This window comes from Hydrogenophaga sp. RWCD_12 (assembly GCF_046604225.1).
In the GTDB taxonomy this organism is placed as follows: Bacteria; Pseudomonadota; Gammaproteobacteria; order Burkholderiales; family Burkholderiaceae_C; genus Hydrogenophaga.
Window position 1 is genome coordinate 681,090 of record NZ_JBKIXC010000001.1, and the last position, 24,875, is coordinate 705,964.

Consider the following 24,875-nt stretch of genomic DNA (forward strand, 5'->3'; position numbering starts at 1 on the left):
GCTGGCGTGGATGTGTTTACGGGCATCCCCTGTTTCGGCTCAGGCGGCGGAAACTTGACTCCGGGCACAAGGCAGTCCCGGCGTGTTGCACCACTCGCTCCAGCTGCCGGGAAAGAGCCTGCTTCGGCCCAGTCCCGCGATCTCCATCGCCAGCAGGTTCGGAACGGCGCTCACGCCGCTGCCGCACTGGTGAACCACGCTGGCGGGGTCGCGCCCGGCCAGCAGCTGTTCGAACTCGGCCCGCAACTGGGCCGGCGGCTTGAACAGACCGTCCGGGCCAAGGTTGTCGGTGAACGGGCGGTTGAGCGCCCCGGGGATGTGACCGGCGACCGGGTCCAGCGGTTCGACCTCGCCGCGGAAGCGGGCAGCACCCCGCGCATCGATCACGGTCAGGTCGGGGTGACCCAGTTGCCGGGCCAGCTCCTGGGCATCCAGGGTCCACGCCAGAGGTGCGCGCAAATGGAACGATCCATCGGTGCCGGCGACAGGCGCCGAAGGGCCCGCCGCGACAGTGCCGCCGCTGGCCTGCCAGGCGGGCAGGCCGCCATCGAGCACCGCCACCGATTCATGGCCGCACCACTTGAGCATCCACCACAGCCGGCCGCAGTAGTTGGCGCCCTGGCGGTCCATGACGACGGCCTGCATCTGCGAGCCCAGACCCAGCGCCTGCAGCCGCCTGGCGAATGTTTCGCGCGATGGCAGCGGGTGTCGCCCGCCACTGGCACGGTCGCTGCCGGTCTTGTCGCTGAGGTGCTCGTCCAGATCGACGTACACCGCACCGGGAAGGTGCGAGGACTCGAACTGCTGGCGCCCGGCGGCGGGATTGGTCAGGTCAAAGCTGCAGTCCATGACCAGCAGGGGCTGGCCGCTGTCGATCAGCCCCTGCAGCTGGGGGGAGGAAATAAGGGTGGAGAACATGCTCTGCATTCTGGTGCAGAGCGACGCGCAAGGCGATCACACCAAAGGCCTACACAGGGCGCCTCGGCGTGCAGCCGCGCACGCCATCAGTGTTCTTCGGCCGGTGCGTGGGGCACCGTGCGTTCGCGCAGCACGGTGGCGGTGATGCCACTGACGATGATCAGTCCCATGCCCAGCCAGCCAATCAGCGGCATCTGGTCGCCGAACACGGTCAGGCTGTAGATGCCGGCGAACACGATGCCCGAGTACTGCAGGTTGGCGACCACCAGGGTGGCGCCGCTGGCATAGGCGCGGGTCATGCACAACTGGCCCAGCACCGCGAGCAGGCCGATGGGCAGCAGCCACAGCGCGGCGGGCCAATGCCACGGGGACATGCCGACAAACACCATGCCCAGCGCCCCGGCCAACACTGCGCCCAGGGAGAAATAGAACACGGTGCGGGTCTCCGGCTCGCCGACCCTGGACAAGGCCGAGACCTGCAGATAGGCCAGCGCCGAGGTCACGCCCGATGCCAGGCCCACCAGCGCGCCGATCAGCTGTTCGGGCGCGATGGTGGGGCGCAGCACCATGGCCACGCCCGCAAAGCCGGCCAGCACGGTGGCAAACAGCGGTCCCTGGCGCAGCACGGCGAGATCACGGCCCTGCATCAGCAGCGAACCACCGAGCAGAAAGGCCGCGATCCAGATGCTGCTCATGTAGTTGAGCGTCATCGCGGTGGCCAGCGGCAGGATGGCGATGGAATAGAACCAGGCGGTCAGCGAGAGCGTGCCCACGATGCTGCGCCACACGTGCATGGACGGAACCGTCGTGCGCAGCGAGACGCCGCGGGCGCGGGTGACCCACCAGAGGAACGCGACGCCGAACAGGCCGCGGTAGAAGACGATCTCGAAGCTGTTGAAATGCACCGAGGCGAACTTGATGCACACCCCCATGGTGGCAAACAGGAACGCCGCCAGCAGCATCCACAGCGCTTGCATCAGGGCGTGCTCATCCGGGTGCGGTACCACTCGTGGAAGTGCTGCATTCCGTCTTCCATCGGGCTCTGGTAGGGACCGACTTCGTTGTCACCGCGTTGGTGCAGGGCCTTGCGGCCGGCGTCCATGCGCTCGGCGATCTCGTCGTCCTCGACGCAGGTTTCCATGTAGGCCGCGCGCTGGGCCTCGACGAAGTCGCGCTCGAACGCGGCGATCTCTTCGGGATAGTAGAACTCCACCATGTTCAGCGTCTTGTCGACGCCGATCGGGTGCAGGGTCGAAACGGTGAGCACGTGCGGGTACCACTCGACCATGATGTGCGGGTAGTAGGTTAGCCAGATCGCGCCGTGTTCGGGCGCCGCGCCATTGCGGTACTGCATCAGCTGCTGGTGCCAGCGCTGGTAGACCGGGCTGCCGGCCTGCCCGAGCAGGTTCTGCGCGCCCACGGTCTGCACCGAGTACTCCGGCTGGAACTCCCAGCGCAGGTCGGAACAGGTCACAAACTGTCCCAGCCCGGGGTGGAAGGGCTCGACGTGGTAGTCCTCCAGGTAGACCTCGATGAAGGTCTTCCAGTTGTAGTTGCAGGTATGCAGCTCGACATGGTCGAGCACCATGCCGTCGAAGTTCAGCGCCGCGCGCGGCCCCATGCCGGCCAGGTCGGCTTCGATGTTGCGGCCGTTGTCCTCGAACAGCAGACCGTTCCACTCGCGCAGGGCGTAGCGGTTCAGGTCCAGGCAGGGATCGTGCGAAAAATGCGGTGCGCCCAGCAGGCTGCCGAGCTTGCTGTCGGCGTTCTGGCCACCGTTGTAGGTCCAGCGGTGCAAGGGGCAGACGATGTGGCCGCCGCTGTGGCCCTTGGCGTTCTGGCCCAGGTTGCCGCGGCCTTTGAGCATCACTGCCTGGCGGTGGCGGCAGATGTTGGACACCAGTTCCACCCCGTTGGCGGTGCGCACCAGCGCACGGCCTTCGCCCTCGTGGGGCAGGGCGTGGTAGTCGCCGATCTCGGGAACGGCGTTGGCATGCCCCACGTAGCGGGGCCCGCGCTGGAAGATCGTTTCAAGTTCCCGTCGGAACAATGCCTCGTCGAAATAGCTGGAAACCGGCAATTGGCTTTCGGCCTGCTGGAGTTGAAGACTCAAATCAGACATGGTGGTCTTGACCTAAAGACTCCCCCTATGAAGGGGCAGGAGCGCGTAACGGGTGAACGATCGGCGCGGGGTGGGTGAAGTGCTGCGTCCCTCCGGGCGTATGAGGCCCGTCAGTTGAACAAAAAAGAGGCGGGATTGTACCCTTGCGGACCCTGTGGCCAGGGTGGGTTCGGGCCACAAGACCGTGCGGTGGATAAAATCCGCGTTTGTCCGCGCCAGGTCACCTACCCCCTACGAATGACATCCTCCAGTCCCGCGAAAGCCCCCCGCAGCGCCCGTGCGCCAGAACGCACCGAGCCCGTGGCCAGCAGCTATGAAGCTGCGCTTGGCGAACTGGAGCAACTGGTTGCCCAGCTTGAAGGCGGGCAGTTGCCGCTGGACCAGCTGCTGACGCGCTACCAGCGTGGCGCGGAACTGCTTTCTTTCTGCCGCTCGCGGCTGGAAGCGGTGGAGAACCAGATCAAGGTGCTCGAAGGCGGCGAACTCAAACCCTGGGACAGCCAATGAGCGCGGTGCTTTCAGACAACGCCAGCTTCGTCGCCTGGCGCTCGCTGCAGCAGGAGCGCATCGAGCAGGCTCTGTCGGCCTGGGTGTCCGCCGATGCGCCGGCCGGCCTGGGCGAAGCCATGCGCTATGCGGTGCTCGACGGCGGCAAGCGCTTGCGCCCCTTGCTCGCACTGGCCGCCTGCGAGGCGGTGCAGGGCGATGCGGCGGCGGCGATGCGAGCAGCCTGTGCGGTTGAACTGATCCATGCCTATTCGCTGGTCCACGACGACATGCCCTGCATGGACAACGACGTGCTGCGCCGGGGCAAACCCACCGTGCACGTGAAGTTTGGCGAAGCACAGGCCCTGCTGGCCGGAGACGCCCTGCAGGCGCTGGCGTTCGAGTTGCTCGTGCCCGACGACGGGTCCATGGCTGGCACGCTGTCGGCGCGCCTGTGCCGCCAGCTGGCCCAGGCGGCCGGCGCCACCGGCATGGCCGGAGGGCAGGCGGTCGACCTAGCCAGCGTGGGCATCGCCCTGGACCGTCCGGCACTGGAAGCCATGCACCGGCTCAAGACTGGCGCCCTGTTGCAGGCCAGCGTGATGATGGGCGTGTCGACCGGCTCCGTCGACGCCGCCGTGCAGGCCCATCTCTCGGTCTACGGCGCCAGTCTCGGCCTGGCCTTCCAGGTGGTCGACGACATCCTGGACGTCACCACCGATTCCGCCACGCTGGGCAAAACCGCCGGCAAGGACGCCGCCAGCGACAAGCCGACCTTCGTCTCCCTGATGGGTCTGGATGGCGCTCAAGACTATGCCGACCAGGTGCTGGACCAGGCGCACCGTGCGCTGGACGCCAGCGGTCTGGCCCACACCGACACCTTGCACGCGCTGGCCGACTGGGTTGGCCGCCGTGTTTCCTGATTTCCGGACGCATCGCTGCGCAGCGAACCCCACCTCGCCATGAGCAACCTCCTGTCCACCATCGAATCGCCGGCCGACCTGCGCCGTCTCAGTCGCGCGCAGCTGCGCCCCCTGGCCGACGAGCTGCGAGCCTTCGTGCTCGACAGCGTGTCCAAGACCGGCGGCCACCTCAGCTCCAACCTGGGCACGGTCGAACTGACCGTGGCGCTGCACTATGTGTTCAACACGCCCGAAGACCGTCTGGTCTGGGACGTGGGCCACCAGACCTATCCGCACAAGATCCTGACCGGTCGCCGTGAGGGCATGAGCACATTGCGCCAGCAGGGCGGCGTCAGCGGTTTCCCGCGCCGCGACGAGAGCGAGTACGACACCTTCGGTGTCGGCCATTCGTCCACCAGCATCTCGGCCGCGCTGGGCATGGCCTTGGCGGCGAAGATGAAGGGCGAGAGCCGTCACTCGATCGCGATCATCGGCGACGGCGCCATGACCGCGGGCATGGCCTTCGAGGCACTGAACAACGCGGGAGTCGAACACGGCCGCCTGCTGGTGATCCTCAACGACAACGACATGTCGATCTCGCCGCCGGTGGGCGCGCTCAACCGCTACCTCGCGCAGCTGATGAGCGGCCAGTTCTACGCGGCCGCCAAGAACGTTGGCAAGACCGTGCTCAAGGGCGCGCCTCCGCTGTTCGAACTGGCCAAGCGGCTGGAGGAACATGCCAAGGGCATGGTGGTGCCGGCAACCCTGTTCGAGAAGTTCGGCTTCAACTACGTCGGCCCGATCGACGGCCACGACCTCGACTCGCTGATCCCGACGCTGGAGAACGTTCGGCACCTGATCGAACACGGCGACGGCCCGCAGTTCCTGCATGTCGTGACCAAGAAGGGCCAGGGCTACAAGCAGGCCGAGGCCGATCCGGTGGCCTACCACGGCCCCGGCAAGTTCGATCCCGCCGTGGGCCTGGTCAAGCCCGCCACGCCACCCAAGCCCACCTTCACCCAGGTGTTCGGCCACTGGCTGTGCGACATGGCCGAGAAGGACGACAAGCTGGTCGGCATCACGCCCGCCATGCGCGAGGGCTCGGGCATGGTGGAGTTCCACCGCCGTTTCCCGGAGCGCTATTTCGACGTTGGCATCGCCGAGCAGCACGCGGTGACCTTCGCTGCCGGCCTGGCCTGCGAAGGCATGAAGCCGGTGGTCGCGATCTACTCCACCTTCCTGCAGCGTGCCTACGACCAGCTGATCCACGACGTGGCGCTGCAGAAGCTGCCGATGGTGTTCGCGCTGGACCGCGCGGGCCTGGTGGGCGCCGATGGCGCCACCCACGCGGGTGCCTACGACATCGCCTTCCTGCGCTGCATCCCGAACATGTCGGTCGCCTGTCCCGCCGACGAAGCGGAGACGCGCCAGCTGCTTTCCACGGCCTACGAACAGGATCACCCCGTGGCGGTGCGCTACCCGCGTGGCTCCGGAGTGGGCGCTGTGGTGCCGGCCAGCCTTGCCGGCCTGCCGTTCGGCAAGGGGGAAGTGCGCCGCCGCGGCCGTGGCATCGCCATCCTGGCCTTTGGCACCCTGCTGCATCCGTCGCTGGTGGCGGCCGAGGCGCTGGGCCTGAGCGTGGCCAACATGCGCTGGGCCAAGCCGCTGGACATGGACCTGCTGCGCGAGATGGCGCAGAGCCACCAGGCGCTGGTGACGGTGGAAGAGGGCTGCATCATGGGCGGCGCGGGCGGTGCTGTGCTGGAGGCCCTGCAGGCCGAAGGCCTCAGCCTGCCGGTGCTGCAGCTGGGGCTGCCCGATGAGTTCATCGAACACGGCGACCCGGCCAAGCTGCTGGCCAATGTCGGTCTGGATGCAGCCGGCATCGAACGCTCGATCCGCCAGCGGTTTGCCGATTTGCTGGGCGGAACTGCGGGCCTCAAGGTCGCGGCGTAACTTTTTTCACGCTGCGCGTGAAGCCGTTTCACGCCTGACAGATCAAAGCGAGGCGGAAGCTTGCAAAAGCCTGAATGCCCACGCTCGGCTGCTCTCATTTCGAGGGAAAACCCCCACGGGTGAGGGGGGGGCGCTTCCTACAATGGCCTCGACTGTAGAAGTCCCTGCCTCCAAAAGGCGGGCGTGAAATCAACCACGGAGTCAAATCACATGGATCGTCGTTCCCTCATCAAGCACGCAGGCATCGCCGGCGTGCTGGCCGCCGGCACCGCACCGGCGGTGTACGCGCAGTCCGCCGTCCGCTGGCGCCTGGCCTCCAGCTTCCCCAAGTCGCTGGACACCATCTTCGGCGCCGCCGACACATTCTCGAAGTACGTCAGCGACATGACCGGTGGCAAGTTCGTCATCTCCGTGCACGCAGCCGGTGAACTGATGCCTGCCTTCGGCGTGGTGGACGGCGTGCAACAGGGCTCGATCGAGTGCGCCCACACGGCCCCCTACTACTTCTTCGGCAAGGACGAAACCTTCGCCCTGGACTGTGCCATTCCCTTCGGCATGAACAGCCGCCAGATGACGGCCTGGATGTTCGAAGGCAACGGCATGAAGCTGATGCGCGAGTTCTATAACGAATTCAACATCGTCAACTTCCCGATGGGCAACACGGGTGCCCAGATGGGTGGCTGGTACCGCAAGGAAATCAACACGCTGGAAGACCTCAAGGGCCTGAAGTTCCGCACCGGCGGTTTCCCCGGCCGCGTGATGGAGCGCATGGGCGTGGTGCCGCAGAACATCCCCGGCGGCGAAATCTACCAGGCGCTGGAAAAGGGCACGATCGACGCCGCCGAATGGATCGGCCCGTACGACGACCTGAAGCTGGGCTTCAACAAGGTTGCCAAGAACTACTACTACCCTGGCTGGTGGGAAGGCGGCCCGCAGCTGTCGCTGCTGGTCAACAGCAAGGCCTACGCCGCGCTGCCCAAGGAATTCCAGGCGGTTCTGGATGCCGCTTCGGCCTACGCCCATGTGGACATGCAGGCCAAGTACGACGGCCGCAACCCCAACGCGCTCAAGCAGCTCGTGGGTTCCGGCGTCAAGGTGCTGCCGTTCTCCAAGGTCATCCTGGACGAAGCCTTCAAGCACTCCATGGCCCTGTACGACGAGCTCAGCGCCAAGAACCCCAAGTGGAAGAAGGTGTACGCCGACTACTCCGCCTTCCGCAAGGACCAGAACCTGTGGTTCCGCTTCACCGAAGCCACGTTCGACCGCTACATGCAGGCAGCCAAGCTGTAATCTGCAGCGTGATTCCAACAAAAAAACCCCGCCTCGGCGGGGTTTTTTTGTTGGCCGGTCGGGACTCAGCGCCCGGTGCGTGCGCGGGCGATTGTCTCGAACGCTGCCCACAGTTCGGGGCTGGCACCGTGGTAGCCGATCCAGGGGCCAGGGCCGGACCGCACATACAGGCGAGGCGCCACCAGCCACTCCAGGCCGCGCCAGCGCATCAGGCGCGCATCGCTGATGGCCGCCAGCGGCACTTCCTTGCGCCAGAACCATGCCTGGCGCAGTTGATCCGGTCCCACGGTGGTGGTGCTGCGCAACAGGACGATGCCCATGTACAGCACCACCAGGAAGCCGCACAGGCCCCAGAGCGTCAAGGGTGACCGCAACTGCGAGGCCGGCAACTGCAGGGCCAGTCGTGCACCCCAGACGGTCAGCGCTGCCAGGCAGAACAGCAGCAGCAGCTTGTAGACGCGCCCATAGGCAGGGCCAATGACGGGTTGCTCAAAGCGCAGGGAGTCTGCTGCAGAGGGTTCGGCGTTCATGGGTTGGTTGCTTTCCAGAAAAAAGAGCCACCCGGCGGGTGGCTCTTGAGGCAGATGTCGAAGTGGATCAGGGCTGCTTGTTGGTGCCCTTGGCGGCTTCTTCCAGCGCCTTCATCGGGTCGACTTCGGCGCCTTCGGCAGGCTTGGCTCCCGCCGCATCCGGCTTGGCCTGCTCGATGCCGTCCATGCTGGCGGCCTTGTCGTCGAACGCGCCGGCTGGAGATTCGATCTGCACCTTGTCCAGGTCGATGGCCACCTCCTTGTCGAGGAAGGCGGTGACAGTCTCTGGCACGAAGATCACGATCGCCACCAGGATCAGCTGCATGATCACCCATGGGATCGATCCCAGGTAGATGTCCTTGGACAGGATCGGTTTCTCGATCCGCTTTTCCTTGAACAGCGTGTCTGCGATGCCGCGCAGGTAGAACAGCGCGAAGCCGAACGGTGGGTGCATGAAGCTGGTCTGCATGTTCACGCACAGCAGCACGCCGAACCAGACCAGATCGATACCCATCTTGTCGGCCACCGGCGCCAGCATCGGAACGATGATGAAGGCGATCTCGAAGAAGTCCAGGAAGAAGGCCAGGAAGAACACGAACACGTTCACCGCGATCAGGAAGCCCAGCTGGCCGCCCGGCAGGTGCGAAAGCATGTGCTCGACCCACTTGGCACCGTCGACACCCTGGAACACCATGGAGAACACGCGCGAGCCGATCAGGATGAACACCACCATGGCCGACAGGCGCATCGTGCTGACCATCGCTTCCCACATCAGGTGCCTGTCGAGTCGCTTGTGCATGGCCGCCAGGATCAGCGCGCCCACGCAGCCCATGGCGCCGGCCTCGGTCGGCGTCGCGATGGCTGTGTTCATGCCGGGCAGGCCGCCCATCGAACCCAGCACCGCGAAGATCAGCACGGCCGAGGGGATGATGCCGCGCAGGCACTTCCCCCAAAGGGCCCAGCCGTCAAGGGTGCGCGCCTCCTTGGGAATGCCGGGCAGGTAGTCCGGCTTGATGCGGGTGATGGCGAAGGTGTAAAGCGCGAAGATCAGGATCTGCAGGATCGAAGGACCCCAGGCGCCCTTGTACATGTCGCCCACCGGCTTGCCCAACTGGTCGGCCAGCACCACCAGCACCAGCGAGGGGGGCACCAGCTGCGTGATGGTGCCCGAGGCCGCCAGCACGCCGGTGGCGTAGCGCATGTTGTAGCCGTAGCGAATCATCACAGGCAGCGAGATCAGCGCCATGGCAATCACCTGTCCGGCCACGGTGCCGGTGATGGCGCCCAGGATGAAGCCCACCAGGATCACCGAGTAGCCTAGGCCGCCGCGCACCGGGCCGAACAGCTGGCCCATCGAGTCGAGCATGTCCTCGGCCAGGCCGCACTTCTCGAGAATGGCACCCATGAAGGTGAAGAACGGGATCGCCAGCAGCAGTTCGTTGGAGAGGATGCCGAACACGTTCAGCGGCAGGTTGGCCATGAAGCCGGCGGGGAACCAGCCCATCTCGATCGCGTAGAAGCCGCTGGCCAGGCCGAGGGCGCCCAGCGAGAACGCCACCGGGAAGCCGATCAGCATGATCAGCACCAGGCCGGCGAACATCATGGGCGGAAAGTTTTCCAAGCTCATTGGTTGTCCTTGTTGTCTTTGTCCGGGAGATTGAAGATCGGGCCGTTCACTGCACCGGCTTCTCGTAGTGCGTGTCCATCTTGATCACGCCGCCGATGTAGAGCAGCCGTTTGAGCAACTCGGCAACACCCTGCAGGAACATCAGACCGAAGCCCACCGGCAGCAGCAGCATGGCGGGCCAGCGGATCAGGCCACCGGAGTTGTTGGACATTTCGCCGGTGAGGTACATCTTCATGAACAGCGGCCAGGTCAGGTAGACCATCAGGCCACACAGCGGCAGCAGGAACAGCAGCAGGCCCATGATGTCGACCCACACCGGCGCATAGCCTTTGAGCTTGCCGTAGAGGATGTCGACGCGCACGTGCTCGTTGACCTTGAGCACATAGGGGCCGCCGAGCATCACGGTGGCGCCGAACAGGTACCACTGGATCTCGAGCCAGCCATTGGAAGTGATGTCCAGTCCATAGCGGACAAAGGCATTGCCGGCCGAAATGAGGGCAGCGGAAATCACGGCAAACGCCGCGACATGGCCCAGCTTTTCGGTGATCCAGTCGATCAAGTGAAGGATCTTGATGAGGGAATGAAGCACGGTGGTTTCTCCTGTCCGCAAGGGGGCGGCGGGTGCCGGTCCAGCGGGTTGCGTATTATCGATTCCTGCCCTTTCGGGGGGACTTCCCGGGCATGAGGGCAAACCCTCGAAGAACCGCCCTTGTTGGGGCTTTGTCAGCTTGGCAGGGCCCTGCACAACGAGGGCGCGCAGGCGTCCTCAATTTCCCTCACAACCATTGTGAAATTTCATGCAGATTGATCTGAAAATCCTCGACCCGCGCATGGCCGACATGCTGCCCGCCTATGCCACGTCGGGCAGCGCTGGGCTGGACCTGCGCGCCTGTCTGGACGCGCCACTGACCCTGGCACCCAACGCCTGGCAACTGGTGCCGACCGGGCTGGCGATCCACCTGTCCGATCCGGGCTACGCGGCGGTGATCCTTCCCCGCTCAGGGCTGGGTCACAAGCACGGGATCGTGCTGGGCAATCTCGTGGGACTGATCGACAGCGACTACCAGGGCCAGTTGATGGTCAGTGCCTGGAACCGCAGCGACGTGGCGTTCACGATCGAGCCGATGGAGCGCATTGCGCAGATGGTGATCGTGCCGGTGGTGCAGGCGCGCTTCAACGTAGTCAGCGAGTTCTCGCAATCCAGTGAGCGTGGTGCCGGCGGATACGGATCGACCGGTCGGGGCTGACGCGCCCCGAGTCGTCAGTGCAGGGTGCGGGGAGCTGGCGGGGCCTCGCCAGGCTCATCGACCTGCATGCGAAAAAAGCCGGTGCCCAGCGTGCCCTGGCCAATTTCGCTGATGGTCGCCTCGCGCACCGAATGCACTTTCAGCCGGATGCGCAGCGCAATGCCTGCCAGCGGGTGGTTGCCGTCCATGACCACATGGTCGGGATAGATGTCGCTGACGAAGTAGAGGCGGTCGCGGGGAGCCGTCGGGTTGCTGCCTTCGGGCAGACCCTCGAAGCCCATGCCTTCTTCCAGTTGCTCGGGAAACAGGTGGCGTGGTTCGAGGAACAGCAGCCGGTCGTCGTAGTCGCCGAAAGCGTCCTGTGGCTCCAGCTGGAATTCCAGTGAGTCGCCGGCGACGTGCCCTTGCAGGGCCTTTTCCAGGCTCGCCAGCAGGTCGGTGCCGCCCACCAGGAACTCGACCGGTTCGTCCAGCACGTCCAGTTCTTCGCCCAGCGTGTCCTTGAGCGTCCAGGTCAGTCCCACGACGCATTGATCGGTGATTTTCATCCGACAATTGTCCCATGACACCACACACCGAATCCAGCCAGGGCGCACTCCCTGTGGACCAGCCGGCACAGATGCTCGGCGGTCTCACGCCTGCCCAGTTCATGCGCCGCTACTGGCAGAAGAAGCCGCTCCTCATCCGCAATGCATTCCCCGGTTTTCAGCCCTTGCTCAGTCGCGCGCAGCTGTTTGCGATGGCCGGCCAGGAAGCGGTCGAGTCGCGCCTGATCGTGCACCGCGAGAGCGGGTGGAAGCTGCGCCACGGCCCGTTCGGCAAGAGTGCGTTTCCGCCGTTTCGCCAGCCACGCTGGAGCCTGCTGGTGCAAGGCGTGGACCTGCACCTGGACCCGGCCCATGCCCTGCTGCAGCGCTTCCGTTTCGTGCCGGATGCGCGGGTTGACGACCTGATGATTTCATGGGCCAGCGACGGCGGCGGCGTGGGGCCGCACTTCGACAGCTACGACGTGTTCCTGCTGCAGGCCAGCGGGCAGCGGCTGTGGCGCATCGGGCGGCAGAAAGACCTGTCGCTGGAGCAGGGCGTACCGCTGAAGATCCTCAGCCATTTCCAGCCCGAAGAAGAGCATCTGCTCAACCCCGGCGACATGCTCTACCTGCCTCCGCGCTGGGCCCACGACGGCATCGCGGTGGGCGACGACTGCATGACCTATTCGGCCGGTTTCCGGGTGCCGCAGCGCGGTGGCCTGGCGGGCGAATTGGCCCTGCGCATGGCCGACGAGTTCGAGGATACGACGCTGTATCGCGACCCTGGGCAGCCAGCCACCGCGAATGCAGCGGAGATCCCTGCCGGGTTGCAGGACTTCGCTGCCGACGCACTGCAGCGCATGTTGGCCGACCGCCGCTCGCTCGCATGCGCGCTGGGCGAAGTGATGACCGAGCCCAAACCACGCGTCTGGTTTGATGAGCCTGCAATCGAGTGGAGCGAGGCAGGAGTCAGGCTCGACCGCAGGACGCGCATGATGTATGACGCGGATCATGTCTTCATCAATGGCGAGGGGTTCCGTGCCGCCGGTGCCGATGCGCGGCTGATGCGCGAGCTGGCGGACCGGCGCGAGCTCGCGGTCCAAAGGGTGTCACGGGCCAGCGAAGGTGCCCGGCAATTGCTGCGCGACTGGTTTGAGGCAGGCTGGCTGCACCTGCTGGCGTGAACTGCACTGCCAAAGGAGGTCGACATGGAGAGCATCGGGCACAAAGAACCGCCTAGTCTTCCAGAAGGGCGTCTGCAGGGCAGGCATGCTTTCTCCGATCTGGTGCGCCAGGCGCTGGCCTGCGCGGTGCAGGAGCGCTGGAACCATCTGATCCTCAGCGATCCCGACTTTGCCGACTGGCCCCTGGGCGAACGAGCCGTGATCGAAACGCTCACTGCCTGGGCCGGGCGGGGCCGCCGCATTCAGTTTCTCGCACGCGACTTTGGCCGCCTGCGGGAATTGCACCCGCGCCTGGTGCAATGGCGCACGACCTGGTCCCATATTGTCGAGGCCCATGCCAGCCGCCCGATGGGTGGCGGCGAGATACCCAGCGCGATCTGGACACCGGACTGGGTCATGGAGCGCCTGGACGTCGAGCACTGCGTGATGGTCGCTGGGCGCACACCCGAGCGCCGCGCCGATCTGCAGGAACGGCTGCAGGCCTGCTGGCAGCAAGGGGCCCCGTCCTTCCCTGCGACGACCCTTGGCCTGTGACGGAACGGGTGACTGTTGGCTTTTTGTAACGCTTTCTGTCAACAAATGAAAAAGTGGACGAGGGTAAATACGGATACGGATTTCCCGGCTATCATCTTGGGCTAGACCGCAGGGTGTGTTCAATGCCCGCGCGGCGGGGTCGACCAAGCCCGAATTCAGATTCGGGTTTTTTTATGGTTGATTCAAGTTCAGTTTTCTTTCCATCCAATCCTGAGGAACTACCATGAAAAAGACCGTTCTGCTGGCCAGCCTGCTCGCCGCCATCGCCCTGACCGCCTGCGGCAAGAAGGAAGAAGCTCCTGCTGCTCCCGCCGCTGCTGCTCCTGCCGTTGAAGCCGCCAAGGACGCTGGCGCCGCTGCTGGCGCCGCCGCCGGTGCTGCTGCCGACGCCGCCAAGGACGCCGCTACCGCTGCTGGCGCTGCCGCTGGTGCCGCTGCCGGCGCCGCCGCTGGTGCTGCTGCCGACGCTGCCAAGGACGCCGCTGGCGCCGCTGCCGACGCCGCCAAGGCTGGCGCTGCTGCCGCTACCGACGCTGCCAAGGACGCCGCTGCCAAGGCTGCTGACGCTGCCAAGGCCGCTGCCAAGCCGGCTCAGTAATCTCCAGATTCCGGGTTTCGGGCCCGGTCTCTTCGAGACACGAAAAAGCCGCCCTCGGGCGGCTTTTTTCATTGGCGGGTTCTTTCTGTTTACTTCAGGTCGTTGGCGAGCAACTGCACGATGCGCTGGGCATCGGCGGAACCATCGGGCTGTCCCTGGGCGTTGAGCACGGACACCGTCGTGGTCTGACCACTGGTGCGCACAGAGATGCGGTACTGCGCTGGCTTGACCGGGGTTTCGCTGCCACCAAACAGCTTGGCAAAGAAGCCGGGCTTTGCGGTGTCGGCAGATGTCGCGGCCACGAAGCGCACGAAGTAGACACCCTGACTGCGGTCACGGTCCTCGACAGTGAACCCGGTACGGTCCAGCGACAGGCCAACACGGCGCCAGGCGCGATCGAAATCGTCGTCCAGCTGGACGGCCGGCAGGTTGTTCACCTTGGTCACTTTGGCGGCAACTTGGGTGGGCGCTGTGGCGACTACCGCCTTGGCCTGTGCTTCCGTGGCGCCCAGCTTGAGCATCATGCGGCGCATGAACTCGGTTTCGAGCTCGACGTCGGCTGCTCGCGGCTGCCACACGGTCTGGTCCTTGCGGGCGTCGGTGTACACCTCGACCATGCCACGGTGGCTGATATAGATCTCGGTGCCGCCCGTCGCGCTGCGCTCCAGGCGGGTGCGGAACTTGTCCTTCTCGCCGGTGGAGTACAGGCTGTCGAGCACCTTGCCCAGCGTCTGCCGGATGATGTCCTGCGGCAGTTTCGCGCGGTTCTCGGCCCAGTCGGTTTCCATCACGCCGATGGCTTCCTGGTCGGTGGTCAGGTTGAAACCGCTTTCGTTCCAGAAGTCCTTGACGGGTCCCCACACCTTGTCGGCCGGGCGGTCCACCACCAGCCAGCGCAGGTTGCCAGCACGTTCGATGCGCACGTCACCCACCTTGACGGTCGCGGTATCGCTGGAACCGGAGGCCGGCTGTGCTGTCTGGTAGCCGCTGGCCGTCACCGTGGAGCCCGGCACCTGGTAGCGCGAGTCGCGGCTGAGCTGCGTCAGGTCCGGCGGAACTTCGAGGGCGTTGGACTGACGGGCACTGCGGTAGTCGATCTTGTCTTCCTGCAGGACCGAGCAGCCGGAAGCCAGAAGGGCTGCCAGGGCCACCGCGCCGAAGCGGTAGGACCTGAGACGGCGGTCGGTGCGCGAGGACTGGGTGCGGACGGAAATTTGCATGAGCAGGCTCAGGTCGGTGGATGGGGCCGGAAATCAGTCGATCAGGCCGCTGTCTTTGAGCGCGGCTTCGACCAGGGGTTCGAGGTGGGTGCTCATAGGGGTCAGCGGCAGACGCATGGTGCCACCGCAGAGTTCCATGCGCTGCATGGCCCACTTCAGCGGGATCGGGTTGGCTTCGACGAAGAGGTTCTTGTGCACCGGCATCAGGCGGCGCTGGATGTCCATGGCCTTGCGGGCGTCGCCGGCGATGGCCGCCACGCACAACTCATGCATCAGGCGCGGCGCGACGTTGGCGGTCACACTCACGTTGCCATGGCCACCGCACAGCATCAGTGCCACTGCGGTCGGATCGTCACCCGAATAAATGGCGAATCCTTGAGGGGCCTCCCGGATCAGCCACTGGGCGCGCTCGATGTTGCCGGTGGCTTCCTTGATGCCGACGATGCCCGGAACGGTCGCCAGACGCAGCGCCGTGTCGACCGACATGTCGGCGACGGTACGGCCGGGCACGTTGTAAAGAATGATCGGAAGGTCGCCGGTCGCTTCGGCAATCGCCTTGAAGTGCTGGTACTGGCCTTCTTGCGTGGGCTTGTTGTAGTAGGGCACGACCTGCAGCTGGCAGTCGGCGCCGACCTTTTTGGCGAACCTGGCCAGTTCGATCGCTTCGGCGGTCGAGTTGGCGCCGCAGCCGGCCATGATCGGTACGCGCTTGGCAGCCTGTTCGACCGAGACGCGGATGATTTCGCAGTGTTCTTCGACGCTGACGGTGGGCGACTCGCCGGTGGTTCCAACGACGCCGATGCAGTCGGTGCCTTCGGCAATGTGCCAGTCGATCAGCTTGCGCAGGGTGGGGTAGTCGACGCTGCCGTCGGGGTGGAAGGGGGTGACAAGGGCAACGATGCTGCCAGTGATGGTCTTCATGTTCTCGGGCTCGAATCAGAGGCGCCCGTGCCAGGCGCCGGAAGGAAAAGGACAGATCCGGCGGCAGCGCGCGCGAATCACACATTCTACCCAGCGCACCCTGGTGTCAGACCAGCAGGTGGCGCGGAGGCAGGGTGGGCGTGCCAGGACGTTTTCGTACCGCGGCAATGCGTTGCACAAAGCGCTCGGGGTGGTCGCAGAAGCCGTCTTCGTAGGCGACCACGTGCAGGCCGGCGCAGGCCTGCAGCAGCTCGCCCGGCTGCAGCAGGAAATCGGGCCGCGAGGGCTTGCCCACGGATTCGTTACCGGATGCAAACGTCTCGTAGATCAGCACGCCGCCGTCGGCCACGCTGTCCACGATGACCGGCAGCAGCGCGCGCCAGAGGTAGTTGGTCACCACCACCGCGTCGAACCGTTCACCGGCGAACGGCCAGGGGCCGTTCTCGATGTCGGCCTGGATCACCCGGCCCACGCCGGCCGTGGCGGCAACGGCGGCCGGGTCGCGGTCGACGCCGGTCACCGCATGGCCCCGGCCGGCGAACCAGCGCAGATGCCGGCCCGCGCCGCAGGCCACGTCCAGCACGCTGCCTGCGTCGGGCACGAGGTGCGACCAGCGACTGACCCACGGTGAAGGCGCTTCGGTGCCGTGCATCAGAAACAGCTCCAGAGCTGGTCGGCCATCTGGACGAGGAAGTCCGGGCGGGTGTATAGCACCATCGTGCCCGCCAGCGCCAGCAGCACGCCGGCCCAGATCAGCGCCCGGGAGGCGGCTGGTCTCATGCGGCTGCTCCCATGCGCTGCGGGCCACGGGCAATCGCGGACTCGCGCACCGGCAGGTTGACCAGCCCGGCAAACACGCCCAGTGCGATGGCGATGTACCAGACGATGTCGTAGCTGCCGGTGGTGTCGTACAGGTAGCCGCCGAGCCAGACGCCCATGAAGCTGCCGATCTGGTGGCTGAAGAACACGAAGCCGCCCAGCATCGACATGTGCGCGACGCCGAAGATCTGCGCCAGCACCGCATTGGTCGGCGGTACGGTCGAGAGCCAGAGCACGCCCATCACGGCCGAGAAGACGTAGACGCTGGTCGGCGTCAGCGGTGCCCACAGGAACACGACGATGGCGATCGAGCGGGCGAAGTAGATGAAAGCAAGGATATGGCGCTTGGCCATCCGCTGGCCCAGCGACCCGGCCGCGTAGGTACCGAACACGTTGAACAGGCCGATGATGGCCAGCGCATAACTCGCGACCTGGGGCGAGAGGCCGTGGTCCTTCAGATAGCTGGGCATGTGCACGCCGATGAACACCACCTGGAAACCGCAGACGAAGTAGCCCGCCATGAGCAGCTGGAAGCTGCGGTAGCCAAAGGCCTCACGCAGCGCCTGGCCAATGGTCTGATCGCGCTGCGGTACCGCGCCACCGGCAAAGCCCGGTTCGCGCAGGAACAGTGCCAGAGGCATGATCAGCAGCGCCGCGGCGGCCAGGATCAGCAGCGCCTTCTGCCAGCCGAAGCCGCCGATCAGCCAGCCTTCGACCGGCACCATCAGGAACTGGCCGAAGGAGCCTGCGGCTGCGGCCACACCCATGGCCCAGGAACGGCGCTCGGCCGGGATCTGTCGGCCGATCACGCCGTAGACGATGGCATAGGTGCAACCGGCCTGCGCCATGCCGATCAGCAGACCGGCTGTGAGCGTGAACAGCAGCGGGGTCGGCGACAGCGCCATGCCGGCCAGACCCAGTGCGTACACCGCCGCTGCCACCACCAGCACGCGAAAGGCGCCGAAGCGGTCGGCAGCCATGCCGGCGAAGATGCCGAACACGCCCCAGGCCAGGTTCTGGACCGCCAGCGCGAAGGCGAAATTCGCGCGCGTCCAGCCCATGTCCTGCGTGATCGGCTGCAGCCAGAGGCCGAAGCCGTGGCGGATGCCCATCGACAGGGTGACGATGGCGGCGCCGCAGGTCAGGACCTGGACGGCAGACAGGCGCGCGGCTTGGGCCGGTGGATGGGTGGCGGAAGACATCCCGGGACTGTATCGAATCCGGCCTTCCCGCAGGTGTCGCGGGGTGGTCCAAGGGCCGTGAAATTTTCCGCCCCGATTGATGCGGAGCGGGCATCGCCAGCATCGATCGGGCATGACATCTGTATTTGCATACAGCCTTTTTCTGCGGGGGTCTTACAATTTGGCGATGGCTACCCAATCGAACGACTATTCTGAAAGCTCCATCCGCGTCCTCAAGGGACTGGAGCCGGTCAAGCAGCGGCCGGGCATGTACACCCGCACCGACAACCCGCTGCACATCATCCAGGAAGTGCTGGACAACGCCGCTGACGAAGCGCTGGCCGGGTTTGGCAAGAAGATCAAGGTCACGCTGCACACCGACAGTTCGGTCAGCGTGGAAGACGACGGGCGTGGCATTCCCTTCGGCATGCACCCCGAAGAAAAGGCGCCGGTGGTCGAGCTGGTGTTCACCCGCCTGCATGCGGGTGGCAAGTTCGACAAGGGCAAGGGCGGCGCCTACAGCTTCTCCGGCGGTCTGCACGGCGTGGGCGTGAGCGTGACCAATGCGCTGTCGACCCGGCTGGAGGTCACCTGTTTCCGAGACGGCCAGGTGGCGAAGCTGGCGTTTTCGGCCGGAGACGTGGTCGAGCCACTGGTGGTGGGCCCCAAGGGCGAAGGCGACCGCAAGCAGGGCACGACGGTGCGCGCCTGGCCGGATGCGAAGTACTTCGATTCCGCCGTGCTGCCGGTTGGCGAGCTGACGCACCTGCTGCGCAGCAAGGCGGTGCTGATGCCGGGCGTGCAGGTCACGCTGGTCAACGAAAAGACGAAAGACACGCAGTCCTGGCAGTACAAGGGCGGTCTGCGCGATTACCTGCAGCAGACATTGACCACCGATCCGGTGATCCCGCTGTTCGAAGGCGAGGGCTATGCCGATGCCAAGGACGACAGCTTCGCCGACGGCGAAGGCGCGGCCTGGGCCGTGGCCTTCACCGAAGACGGTGCACCGGTGCGCGAGAGCTACGTCAACCTGATCCCCACCAGCGCCGGCGGCACGCACGACAGCGGCCTGCGCGACGGTCTGTTCCAGGCGGTCAAAGCCTTCATCGAGATGCATGCGCTGCTGCCCAAGGGCGTGAAGCTGCTGCCCGAAGACGTGTTCGCCCGCGCCAGCTACGTGCTGAGTGCGAAGGTCTTGGACCCCCAGTTCCAGGGCCAGGTGAAAGAACGCCTGAACTCGCGAGACGCGGTGCGGCTGGTCGGCGGCTTCGTGCGCCCGGCGCTCGAACTCTGGCTCAACCAGCACGTCGACTACGGCAAGAAGCTGGCCGAGCTCGCCATCAAGGCGGCGCAGAGTCGCCAGAAGGCCGGGCAGAAGGTCGAGAAGCGCAAGGGTTCGGGTGTGGCCGTGCTGCCGGGCAAGCTGACCGATTGCGAGAGCCGCGACCTTGCACACAACGAACTCTTCCTGGTCGAGGGCGACTCGGCCGGCGGCAGCGCCAAGATGGGCCGCGACAAGGAAAGCCAGGCCGTGCTTCCGCTGCGCGGCAAGGTGCTCAACACCTGGGAGGTGGAGCGCGATCGCCTGTTCGCCAACACCGAAATCCACGACATTTCGGTCGCCATCGGCGTCGACCCGCACGGTCCGTTGGACACGCCGGACTTGAGTGGCTTGCGCTACGGCAAGGTGTGCATCCTGTCGGACGCCGACGTGGACGGCTCGCACATCCAGGTGCTGCTGCTGACCCTGTTCTTCCGCCACTTCCCCAAGCTGATCGAGGCGGGCCACGTGTATGTGGCGCGGCCGCCACTGTTCCGCGTCGACGTGCCGGCGCGCGGCAAGAAGCCGGCGGCCAAGCAGTACGCGCTGGACGACGGTGAGCTCAATGCCATCCTCGACAAGGCCGAAAAAGACGGCGTGGCGCGCGAGAAATGCCAGATCAGCCGCTTCAAGGGCCTGGGCGAAATGAACGCCGAACAGCTGTGGGACACCACGCTCAACCCGGACACCCGCCGCTTGCTGCAGGTCACGTTGGGCGCCATGGACTTCGCCGCCACTGAGGCGCTGATCACGCGCCTGATGGGAAAAGGCGAAGCGGCCGCGCGCCGCGAACTGATGGAAATCCACGGTGACTCCGTGGAAATCGACGTGTGATGTTGCCCAAGGCTTCCGTTCTTCTCACTCTGGCGGTGCTGGCGTCGACGCTGGCTGCGCCGGCGCGCGCAGAGATCTGGGCCTACCGCGACCGGAACGGCGTCACGCAGTACTCCGACCGTCCGCTGAATGCGCGCTCCGAACTGCTCTACCGCGGCTCGGGCATGGGCGGCCCGATCGCCCGGCCCGGCGCCGGTGCCCGCGCCATGGCCTCGACCCTGTCGGTGACGCAGCTGGAGTTGTCCACCCGCTTTCGCGCGGTGCGGCACCTGATCCGCGAAGCGGCCAGCGAACATGGTCTGGAGTTCGAGTTGCTGCAGGCGGTGATCGCGACCGAGTCGGGATTTGACCCTGGTGCCGTCAGTCCCAAGGGCGCGGTCGGCCTGATGCAGGTCATGCCCGACACGGCCGAACGTTTCGGTGTGCGGCCGGTGGGCAAGCAGAGCGTGAGCGAGCGCCTGACCGACCCGCGCACCAACATCCAGGCTGGCTCGCGCTACCTGGCCTGGCTGATCAACACCTTCGGGGGTGATGTGCGGCTGGCGGTGGCGGCCTACAACGCGGGAGAAGGTGCCGTGCTCAAGGCCGGCCGACAGGTGCCCAACTACCCCGAGACCATCGACTACGTGCGCAAGGTCACCAACCTGCACTACAGCCTCAAGCCGCCGCGCACGGTCAGCCAGGCGCGCTCCGACACCCTTCCCCAGACATTGCCATCCCGGCCCCCGGGCCGGGTGTGACCGCGCCGGCTTCAGCCGGCCCCTCCCGCACCGCTTGCAGCGATCCGATTCGTTTCCGTTTCCATGACCCAAGACCTGATCACTCTCGAACCGCCGACCGAACCCGGTGACGACAACCTCGCCGCCTATGCGCAGCGCGCCTACCTCGAGTACGCGCTGTCCGTCGTCAAGGGCCGGGCGCTGCCCGACGTCTGCGACGGCCAGAAGCCGGTGCAGCGCCGCATCCTGTTTGCCATGGAGCGCATGGGCCTGGGCTTCAGCGGACCCAACAACAACACGGCGGCCAAGCCGGTCAAGAGCGCCCGCGTGGTCGGCGACGTGCTCGGCAAGTACCACCCGCACGGCGACAGCGCGGCCTACGACGCGCTGGTGCGCATGGCGCAAGACTTCTCTCAACGCTACCCGCTGATCGACGGCCAGGGCAACTTCGGGTCGCGCGACGGCGACGGCGCCGCCGCGATGCGTTACACCGAAGCGCGGCTGGCGAAGATCACCAGCCTGCTGCTCGACGAGATCGACCAGGGCACGGTGGACTTCATTCCCACCTACGACGGCTCGTTCGAAGAGCCGAAACAGCTGCCCGCGCGCCTGCCGTTCAACCTGCTCAATGGCGCCAGTGGCATCGCCGTGGGTCTGGCGACCGAGATCCCCAGCCACAACCTGCGCGAAGTGGCCGACGCCTGCGTGGCGCTGGTGAAGAACCCGAAGCTGGGCGACGACGAACTGCTCGCGCTGATCCCCGGCCCGGACTATCCCGGCGGCGGCCAGATCATCAGCCCGGCCGGCGACATCGCCGATGCCTACCGCAGCGGGCGCGGCAGCCTCAAGGTGCGCGCGCGCTGGAAGATCGAAGACCTGGCGCGCGGCCAGTGGCAACTGGTGGTCACCGAGCTGCCGCCCGGCGTGAGCAGCCAGAAGGTGCTCGAAGAGATCGAAGAGATCACCAATCCCAAGGTCAAGGCCGGCAAGAAGGCGCTGACGCAGGAGCAGACCCAGCTCAAGGCCAGCATCCTGCTGGTGCTGGACGGCGTGCGCGACGAGTCGAGCAAGGACGCGCCGGTGCGCCTGGTGTTCGAGCCCAAGAGCAGCCGCATCGAGCAGGCCGAATTGATTACCGCGCTGCTGGCCCACACCAGCCTGGAAACCTCGGCCCCGATCAACCTGACCATGATCGGGCTGGACGGCCGGCCGACGCAGAAGAGCCTGCGTCTGATGATCGAAGAGTGGATCGAGTTCCGCCAGACCACCATCACGCGCCGCACCCGGCACCGCCTGAACAAGGTGCTCGACCGCATCCACATCCTCGAAGGCCGGCAGCTGGTGTTGCTGAACATCGATGAGGTGATCCGCATCATTCGCCACAGCGACGAACCCAAGCCGGCACTGATCGAAGCCTTCCGGCTCAGCGACCGCCAGGCCGAAGACATCCTGGAAATCCGCCTGCGTCAGCTGGCCCGCCTCGAAGCGATCAAGATCGAGCAGGAGCTCAAGGAATTGCGCGAGGAGCAGGGCAAGCTTGAAGACATCCTGGGCAACCCCAGCAGCCTCAAGCGCCTGATGGTCAAGGAGATCGAGCAGGACGCCAAGACCTTTGGTGACCCACGCCGCACGCTGATCCAGGCCGAGAAGAAGGCCGTCGCCGAGATCAAGGTGGTCGACGAGCCGGTCACGGTCGTGATCTCCAGCAAGGGCTGGGTGCGCGCACGCACGGGCCATGGTCACGAGGCCGCCAGCTTCGCCTTCAAGGCCGGCGACGGCCTGTACGGCACCTTCGAGTGCCGCACGGTCGACACCCTCATCGTGTTCGGCAGCAACGGCCGCGTCTACTCGGTGCCGGTCGCGGCTCTGCCTGGCGCGCGCGGCGATGGCCAGCCGATCACGACCCTGATCGAGCTGGAATCCGGCACGCAGCCGCTGCACTACTTCGCCGGCCCGGCCAACGCCACGCTGCTGCTCTCGGGCACCGGTGGTTACGGCTTCCTGGCGACGGTCGAGAACCTGGTCTCGCGCCAGAAGGCTGGCAAGGCCTTCATCAGCGTGGGCGAGGGCGAAACCATCTGCGCGCCGTCCCACGTGGCGAACAGCTCGGGTGGCCAGCCGCTGGCGCACGCGACGCACGTGGCCTGCGCGTCGGCCGGTGGCCGCATCCTGACTTTCGACATCAGCGAACTCAAAGCGATGGAAAAGGGCGGTCGCGGCCTGATGCTGATCGACCTCGAAGCCAAGGACACGCTGGCCGGCGCCGCCGCCTACACGCGCAGCATCCGCATCGACGGCATCGGCCGCGGTGGCAAGGAGCGCGACGAGACGCTGGAGATCCGCAGCCTGAACAACGCCAAGGCCGCGCGCGGCCGCAAGGGCAAGGCCGCGGACCTGGGCTTCAAGCCCAACCGTGTCACGCGGGTGGAGTGACCGACATGGACAGCTCCAGTCTCTTCCTTCTGCTGGCCAGCGGTGCGCTGACCTTCTTTGTAGGGCGCTTCGTCGGCAAGCGGTACCGTGCCCGCCGTGCGGCGCAGCAGGCGCAGCGCAAGCTGGCCGGACAGAGCCGCCAGGTGCGCAGGGCGCAGGCGCGCAAGAATCCGGATTGACGCGCCCGTCGCTTGGCCGGGAAACACCGGCGCTGGCAGGGACTTGTGCCGCCATGGCTTGAAATACGGCCCATCGCTGGCATGTTCTGGGGCCCGGCCTTTGCACAGGCCGCCACAAGGAGTCCGATGAAATCGATGGGCAAACGGGCCGACGGCCAGCGCCTGGAGCGCATGAAGGCGTCGGCGCAGTGGCTGGGCAATGGTTTTCGCAATGTGTTTCCCGTCGCGCCCGGTCTGCGCGATGCCAGCGTGCCGTTCCCCGGCGTGCGCGACTTTCTGTGGGGCGGCGAGCGCCGCGTGCCCTCGGCGCCGCTGCCTTCGATGGATCCGCGCGAGGCCTGGCGCGGCAAGCCGCAGAGCGGGCTGCGCGCCACCTGGCTGGGCCACTCCACGGTGTTGATCGAAATCGGCGGCCTGCGAGTGCTGACCGATCCGGTCTGGGGGCCGCGCGCCTCGCCATCGACGCTGGTTGGCCCCAAGCGCTTCCAGCCGGTGCCGGTGGGCGTGAAACAGCTGCCGCCGGTGGATGTCGCGCTGATCTCGCACGACCACTACGACCATCTGGACTACCCCACCATCCGCGAACTCAACCGCCTTGAGGTGCCTTTTGTCACCTCGCTCGGCGTGGGCGCTCACCTGCAGGCCTGGGGCGTGCCGGCCGAGCGCATCACCGAGCTGGACTGGTGGGAAGAACACCGCTTGCCCGGCAGCGACGTCACCATCACCGCTGCGCCGTCCCAGCACTTCTCGGGCCGTGGCCTGAAGGACCGCAACGCCACGCTGTGGTCCTCGCTGGTCATCCGCTCGGACAAACACAGCGTGTTCTTCAGTGGCGACACCGGCCTCACCGCCCAGTACGCCGAGATCCGCGAGCGCCTCGGCCCGTTCGACCTGGTCATGCTCGAAGTCGGCGCCCACCACCCCGCCTGGGGCGACATCCACCTGGGTCCCGACAACGCGCTCAAGGCGCACCAGTTGCTCGGCGGCGGGGTGCTGCTGCCGGTGCACTGGGGCACCTTCAGCCTGGCCATGCACGCCTGGGACCAGCCGGCCGAAGTGCTGATCGAAAAGGCCGACCGGCAGGACACGCCGCTGCTCATGCCCATCCTCGGTCAGGCCGTGGAGCCCGCGCATGTGGAGAAAACACGGCCCTGGTGGCGCAGCGTGGAAACACAGGCGGCGCCTGCGCACCCGGCTGCGCCAGAACCCGAGGCCGATCCGCCGCTGCCCAAGGGCATGACCTGGCCGCTCGACTGAGTGCGGGCATGATGCGTGGCGGGGCAGCGGCCAAGCCGGGCGCCCGATCCATCCGCCAGAACGCATTGCC

General features: G+C 66.1%; 25 protein-coding genes. 13 read left to right on the forward strand and 12 right to left on the reverse strand.

The window, feature by feature from the left end; genetic code table 11:
- Positions 1 to 39: 39 nt before the first annotated feature.
- From ACLIJ1_RS03245 to ACLIJ1_RS03255, 3 genes are all read right to left on the reverse strand, one after another.
- The gene (locus ACLIJ1_RS03245) at positions 40 to 918 is read right to left on the reverse strand and encodes a sulfurtransferase (protein WP_411364038.1); all 879 of its coding nucleotides are present in this window, start codon (positions 916 to 918) and stop codon (positions 40 to 42) included.
- 86 nt (positions 919 to 1,004) lie between these two features.
- On the reverse strand, positions 1,005 to 1,895 hold the full coding sequence (locus ACLIJ1_RS03250) for a DMT family transporter (RefSeq protein WP_411364039.1): 891 nt from the start codon (positions 1,893 to 1,895) through the stop codon (positions 1,005 to 1,007).
- Positions 1,895 to 3,040: an aromatic ring-hydroxylating oxygenase subunit alpha gene (locus ACLIJ1_RS03255; RefSeq protein ID WP_411364040.1), complete on the reverse strand. Its 1,146-nt coding sequence runs from the start codon at positions 3,038 to 3,040 to the stop codon at positions 1,895 to 1,897. The genes ACLIJ1_RS03250 and ACLIJ1_RS03255 overlap by 1 nt, the downstream gene beginning before the upstream one ends.
- A gap of 237 nt (positions 3,041 to 3,277) precedes the next feature.
- Between ACLIJ1_RS03255 and xseB the strand changes: the two genes are divergently transcribed.
- The 4 genes from xseB (at position 3,278) to ACLIJ1_RS03275 (ending at position 7,674) form a co-directional block, all read left to right on the forward strand.
- Positions 3,278 to 3,547 (forward strand): exodeoxyribonuclease VII small subunit, encoded by a 270-nt coding sequence (gene xseB, locus ACLIJ1_RS03260; protein WP_411364041.1) that lies wholly within the window; start codon positions 3,278 to 3,280, stop codon positions 3,545 to 3,547.
- Positions 3,544 to 4,449, forward strand: a complete 906-nt coding sequence (locus ACLIJ1_RS03265) for a polyprenyl synthetase family protein (RefSeq protein WP_411364042.1) — start codon at positions 3,544 to 3,546, stop codon at positions 4,447 to 4,449. The genes xseB and ACLIJ1_RS03265 overlap by 4 nt, the downstream gene beginning before the upstream one ends.
- Positions 4,450 to 4,488: 39 nt before the next feature.
- Complete coding sequence (gene dxs / locus ACLIJ1_RS03270; protein WP_411364043.1) at positions 4,489 to 6,384, forward strand: 1-deoxy-D-xylulose-5-phosphate synthase; 1,896 nt, start codon at positions 4,489 to 4,491, stop codon at positions 6,382 to 6,384.
- Positions 6,385 to 6,594: 210 nt separating this feature from the next.
- Complete coding sequence (locus ACLIJ1_RS03275; RefSeq protein WP_411364044.1) at positions 6,595 to 7,674, forward strand: TRAP transporter substrate-binding protein; 1,080 nt, start codon at positions 6,595 to 6,597, stop codon at positions 7,672 to 7,674.
- Between the two features lie 65 nt (positions 7,675 to 7,739).
- Here ACLIJ1_RS03275 and ACLIJ1_RS03280 read toward each other — a convergent pair whose 3' ends face one another.
- The 3 genes from ACLIJ1_RS03280 to ACLIJ1_RS03290 all read right to left on the reverse strand — a co-directional run bounded on the left by ACLIJ1_RS03280 (position 7,740) and on the right by ACLIJ1_RS03290 (position 10,420).
- The gene (locus ACLIJ1_RS03280) at positions 7,740 to 8,204 is read right to left on the reverse strand and encodes a hypothetical protein (RefSeq protein WP_411364045.1); all 465 of its coding nucleotides are present in this window, start codon (positions 8,202 to 8,204) and stop codon (positions 7,740 to 7,742) included.
- Positions 8,205 to 8,271: 67 nt separating this feature from the next.
- Positions 8,272 to 9,831 (reverse strand): TRAP transporter large permease, encoded by a 1,560-nt coding sequence (locus ACLIJ1_RS03285; protein WP_411364046.1) that lies wholly within the window; start codon positions 9,829 to 9,831, stop codon positions 8,272 to 8,274.
- Between the two features lie 46 nt (positions 9,832 to 9,877).
- Positions 9,878 to 10,420, reverse strand: a complete 543-nt coding sequence (locus ACLIJ1_RS03290; protein ID WP_411364047.1) for a TRAP transporter small permease subunit — start codon at positions 10,418 to 10,420, stop codon at positions 9,878 to 9,880.
- A gap of 208 nt (positions 10,421 to 10,628) precedes the next feature.
- On the opposite strand from ACLIJ1_RS03290, the gene dut reads away from it, so the two are divergent.
- Positions 10,629 to 11,078 (forward strand): dUTP diphosphatase, encoded by a 450-nt coding sequence (dut, locus tag ACLIJ1_RS03295; protein ID WP_411364048.1) that lies wholly within the window; start codon positions 10,629 to 10,631, stop codon positions 11,076 to 11,078.
- Between the two features lie 14 nt (positions 11,079 to 11,092).
- Here dut and ACLIJ1_RS03300 read toward each other — a convergent pair whose 3' ends face one another.
- The gene (locus ACLIJ1_RS03300) at positions 11,093 to 11,626 is read right to left on the reverse strand and encodes an FKBP-type peptidyl-prolyl cis-trans isomerase (RefSeq protein ID WP_411364049.1); all 534 of its coding nucleotides are present in this window, start codon (positions 11,624 to 11,626) and stop codon (positions 11,093 to 11,095) included.
- A gap of 14 nt (positions 11,627 to 11,640) precedes the next feature.
- Here ACLIJ1_RS03300 and ACLIJ1_RS03305 point away from each other — a divergent pair, with 14 nt between their 5' ends.
- The 3 genes from ACLIJ1_RS03305 (at position 11,641) to ACLIJ1_RS03315 (ending at position 13,921) form a co-directional block, all read left to right on the forward strand.
- A complete protein-coding gene (locus ACLIJ1_RS03305; protein WP_411364050.1) occupies positions 11,641 to 12,789 on the forward strand; it encodes a JmjC domain-containing protein in 1,149 nt (382 codons plus the stop codon).
- 24 nt (positions 12,790 to 12,813) lie between these two features.
- Complete coding sequence (locus ACLIJ1_RS03310) at positions 12,814 to 13,323, forward strand: hypothetical protein (protein WP_411364051.1); 510 nt, start codon at positions 12,814 to 12,816, stop codon at positions 13,321 to 13,323.
- 223 nt (positions 13,324 to 13,546) lie between these two features.
- The gene (locus tag ACLIJ1_RS03315; RefSeq protein ID WP_411364052.1) at positions 13,547 to 13,921 is read left to right on the forward strand and encodes a hypothetical protein; all 375 of its coding nucleotides are present in this window, start codon (positions 13,547 to 13,549) and stop codon (positions 13,919 to 13,921) included.
- 89 nt (positions 13,922 to 14,010) lie between these two features.
- Here ACLIJ1_RS03315 and bamC read toward each other — a convergent pair whose 3' ends face one another.
- From bamC to ACLIJ1_RS03340, 5 genes are all read right to left on the reverse strand, one after another.
- The gene (gene bamC, locus ACLIJ1_RS03320; protein ID WP_411364053.1) at positions 14,011 to 15,141 is read right to left on the reverse strand and encodes an outer membrane protein assembly factor BamC; all 1,131 of its coding nucleotides are present in this window, start codon (positions 15,139 to 15,141) and stop codon (positions 14,011 to 14,013) included.
- A gap of 33 nt (positions 15,142 to 15,174) precedes the next feature.
- Positions 15,175 to 16,062 carry a 4-hydroxy-tetrahydrodipicolinate synthase gene (gene dapA / locus ACLIJ1_RS03325; protein WP_411364054.1) on the reverse strand — a complete coding sequence of 296 codons (888 nt, stop codon included), beginning with the start codon at positions 16,060 to 16,062 and terminating at the stop codon, positions 15,175 to 15,177.
- Between the two features lie 106 nt (positions 16,063 to 16,168).
- Positions 16,169 to 16,714, reverse strand: coding sequence for a class I SAM-dependent methyltransferase (locus ACLIJ1_RS03330; RefSeq protein WP_411364055.1), 546 nt, complete (start codon positions 16,712 to 16,714; stop codon positions 16,169 to 16,171).
- Entirely contained in the window at positions 16,714 to 16,842 is a 129-nt protein-coding gene (locus tag ACLIJ1_RS03335) for a hypothetical protein (protein WP_411364056.1), read from the reverse strand. The genes ACLIJ1_RS03330 and ACLIJ1_RS03335 overlap by 1 nt, the downstream gene beginning before the upstream one ends.
- Positions 16,839 to 18,083 carry an MFS transporter gene (locus tag ACLIJ1_RS03340; protein ID WP_411364057.1) on the reverse strand — a complete coding sequence of 415 codons (1,245 nt, stop codon included), beginning with the start codon at positions 18,081 to 18,083 and terminating at the stop codon, positions 16,839 to 16,841. The genes ACLIJ1_RS03335 and ACLIJ1_RS03340 overlap by 4 nt, the downstream gene beginning before the upstream one ends.
- Before the next feature lie 166 nt (positions 18,084 to 18,249).
- On the opposite strand from ACLIJ1_RS03340, the gene ACLIJ1_RS03345 reads away from it, so the two are divergent.
- The 5 genes from ACLIJ1_RS03345 (at position 18,250) to ACLIJ1_RS03365 (ending at position 24,805) form a co-directional block, all read left to right on the forward strand.
- Positions 18,250 to 20,217, forward strand: a complete 1,968-nt coding sequence (locus ACLIJ1_RS03345; RefSeq protein ID WP_411364058.1) for a DNA topoisomerase IV subunit B — start codon at positions 18,250 to 18,252, stop codon at positions 20,215 to 20,217.
- Positions 20,217 to 20,957: a lytic transglycosylase domain-containing protein gene (locus ACLIJ1_RS03350; protein WP_411364059.1), complete on the forward strand. Its 741-nt coding sequence runs from the start codon at positions 20,217 to 20,219 to the stop codon at positions 20,955 to 20,957. The genes ACLIJ1_RS03345 and ACLIJ1_RS03350 overlap by 1 nt, the downstream gene beginning before the upstream one ends.
- A 63-nt stretch (positions 20,958 to 21,020) precedes the next feature.
- Entirely contained in the window at positions 21,021 to 23,369 is a 2,349-nt protein-coding gene (gene parC / locus ACLIJ1_RS03355; protein ID WP_411364060.1) for a DNA topoisomerase IV subunit A, read from the forward strand.
- A 5-nt stretch (positions 23,370 to 23,374) separates the two neighbouring features.
- Positions 23,375 to 23,548, forward strand: coding sequence for a hypothetical protein (locus ACLIJ1_RS03360; RefSeq protein WP_411364061.1), 174 nt, complete (start codon positions 23,375 to 23,377; stop codon positions 23,546 to 23,548).
- Positions 23,549 to 23,629: 81 nt separating this feature from the next.
- A complete protein-coding gene (locus ACLIJ1_RS03365; RefSeq protein ID WP_411364062.1) occupies positions 23,630 to 24,805 on the forward strand; it encodes an MBL fold metallo-hydrolase in 1,176 nt (391 codons plus the stop codon).
- Positions 24,806 to 24,875: the final 70 nt, after the last annotated feature.

Excerpts from the sequence above, each read along its gene's own strand:
- bamC (WP_411364053.1), bottom strand. The coding sequence starts at position 15,141 with ATGCAAATTTCCGTCCGCACCCAGTCCTCGCGCACCGACCGCCGTCTC.
- ACLIJ1_RS03360 (WP_411364061.1), top strand. The coding sequence starts at position 23,375 with ATGGACAGCTCCAGTCTCTTCCTTCTGCTGGCCAGCGGTGCGCTGACC.
- ACLIJ1_RS03280 (WP_411364045.1), bottom strand. The coding sequence starts at position 8,204 with ATGAACGCCGAACCCTCTGCAGCAGACTCCCTGCGCTTTGAGCAACCC.
- ACLIJ1_RS03300 (WP_411364049.1), bottom strand. The coding sequence starts at position 11,626 with ATGAAAATCACCGATCAATGCGTCGTGGGACTGACCTGGACGCTCAAG.
- ACLIJ1_RS03365 (WP_411364062.1), top strand. The coding sequence starts at position 23,630 with ATGTTCTGGGGCCCGGCCTTTGCACAGGCCGCCACAAGGAGTCCGATG.
- ACLIJ1_RS03345 (WP_411364058.1), top strand. The coding sequence starts at position 18,250 with ATGGCTACCCAATCGAACGACTATTCTGAAAGCTCCATCCGCGTCCTC.
- ACLIJ1_RS03330 (WP_411364055.1), bottom strand. The coding sequence starts at position 16,714 with ATGCACGGCACCGAAGCGCCTTCACCGTGGGTCAGTCGCTGGTCGCAC.
- ACLIJ1_RS03335 (WP_411364056.1), bottom strand. The coding sequence starts at position 16,842 with ATGAGACCAGCCGCCTCCCGGGCGCTGATCTGGGCCGGCGTGCTGCTG.
- parC (WP_411364060.1), top strand. The coding sequence starts at position 21,021 with ATGACCCAAGACCTGATCACTCTCGAACCGCCGACCGAACCCGGTGAC.
- ACLIJ1_RS03255 (WP_411364040.1), bottom strand. The coding sequence starts at position 3,040 with ATGTCTGATTTGAGTCTTCAACTCCAGCAGGCCGAAAGCCAATTGCCG.
- dapA (WP_411364054.1), bottom strand. The coding sequence starts at position 16,062 with ATGAAGACCATCACTGGCAGCATCGTTGCCCTTGTCACCCCCTTCCAC.
- ACLIJ1_RS03350 (WP_411364059.1), top strand. The coding sequence starts at position 20,217 with ATGTTGCCCAAGGCTTCCGTTCTTCTCACTCTGGCGGTGCTGGCGTCG.
- ACLIJ1_RS03285 (WP_411364046.1), bottom strand. The coding sequence starts at position 9,831 with ATGAGCTTGGAAAACTTTCCGCCCATGATGTTCGCCGGCCTGGTGCTG.
- dxs (WP_411364043.1), top strand. The coding sequence starts at position 4,489 with ATGAGCAACCTCCTGTCCACCATCGAATCGCCGGCCGACCTGCGCCGT.
- ACLIJ1_RS03340 (WP_411364057.1), bottom strand. The coding sequence starts at position 18,083 with ATGTCTTCCGCCACCCATCCACCGGCCCAAGCCGCGCGCCTGTCTGCC.
- ACLIJ1_RS03315 (WP_411364052.1), top strand. The coding sequence starts at position 13,547 with ATGAAAAAGACCGTTCTGCTGGCCAGCCTGCTCGCCGCCATCGCCCTG.
- ACLIJ1_RS03310 (WP_411364051.1), top strand. The coding sequence starts at position 12,814 with ATGGAGAGCATCGGGCACAAAGAACCGCCTAGTCTTCCAGAAGGGCGT.
- ACLIJ1_RS03245 (WP_411364038.1), bottom strand. The coding sequence starts at position 918 with ATGTTCTCCACCCTTATTTCCTCCCCCCAGCTGCAGGGGCTGATCGAC.
- ACLIJ1_RS03305 (WP_411364050.1), top strand. The coding sequence starts at position 11,641 with ATGACACCACACACCGAATCCAGCCAGGGCGCACTCCCTGTGGACCAG.
- dut (WP_411364048.1), top strand. The coding sequence starts at position 10,629 with ATGCAGATTGATCTGAAAATCCTCGACCCGCGCATGGCCGACATGCTG.
- ACLIJ1_RS03275 (WP_411364044.1), top strand. The coding sequence starts at position 6,595 with ATGGATCGTCGTTCCCTCATCAAGCACGCAGGCATCGCCGGCGTGCTG.
- xseB (WP_411364041.1), top strand. The coding sequence starts at position 3,278 with ATGACATCCTCCAGTCCCGCGAAAGCCCCCCGCAGCGCCCGTGCGCCA.
- ACLIJ1_RS03265 (WP_411364042.1), top strand. The coding sequence starts at position 3,544 with ATGAGCGCGGTGCTTTCAGACAACGCCAGCTTCGTCGCCTGGCGCTCG.
- ACLIJ1_RS03250 (WP_411364039.1), bottom strand. The coding sequence starts at position 1,895 with ATGCAAGCGCTGTGGATGCTGCTGGCGGCGTTCCTGTTTGCCACCATG.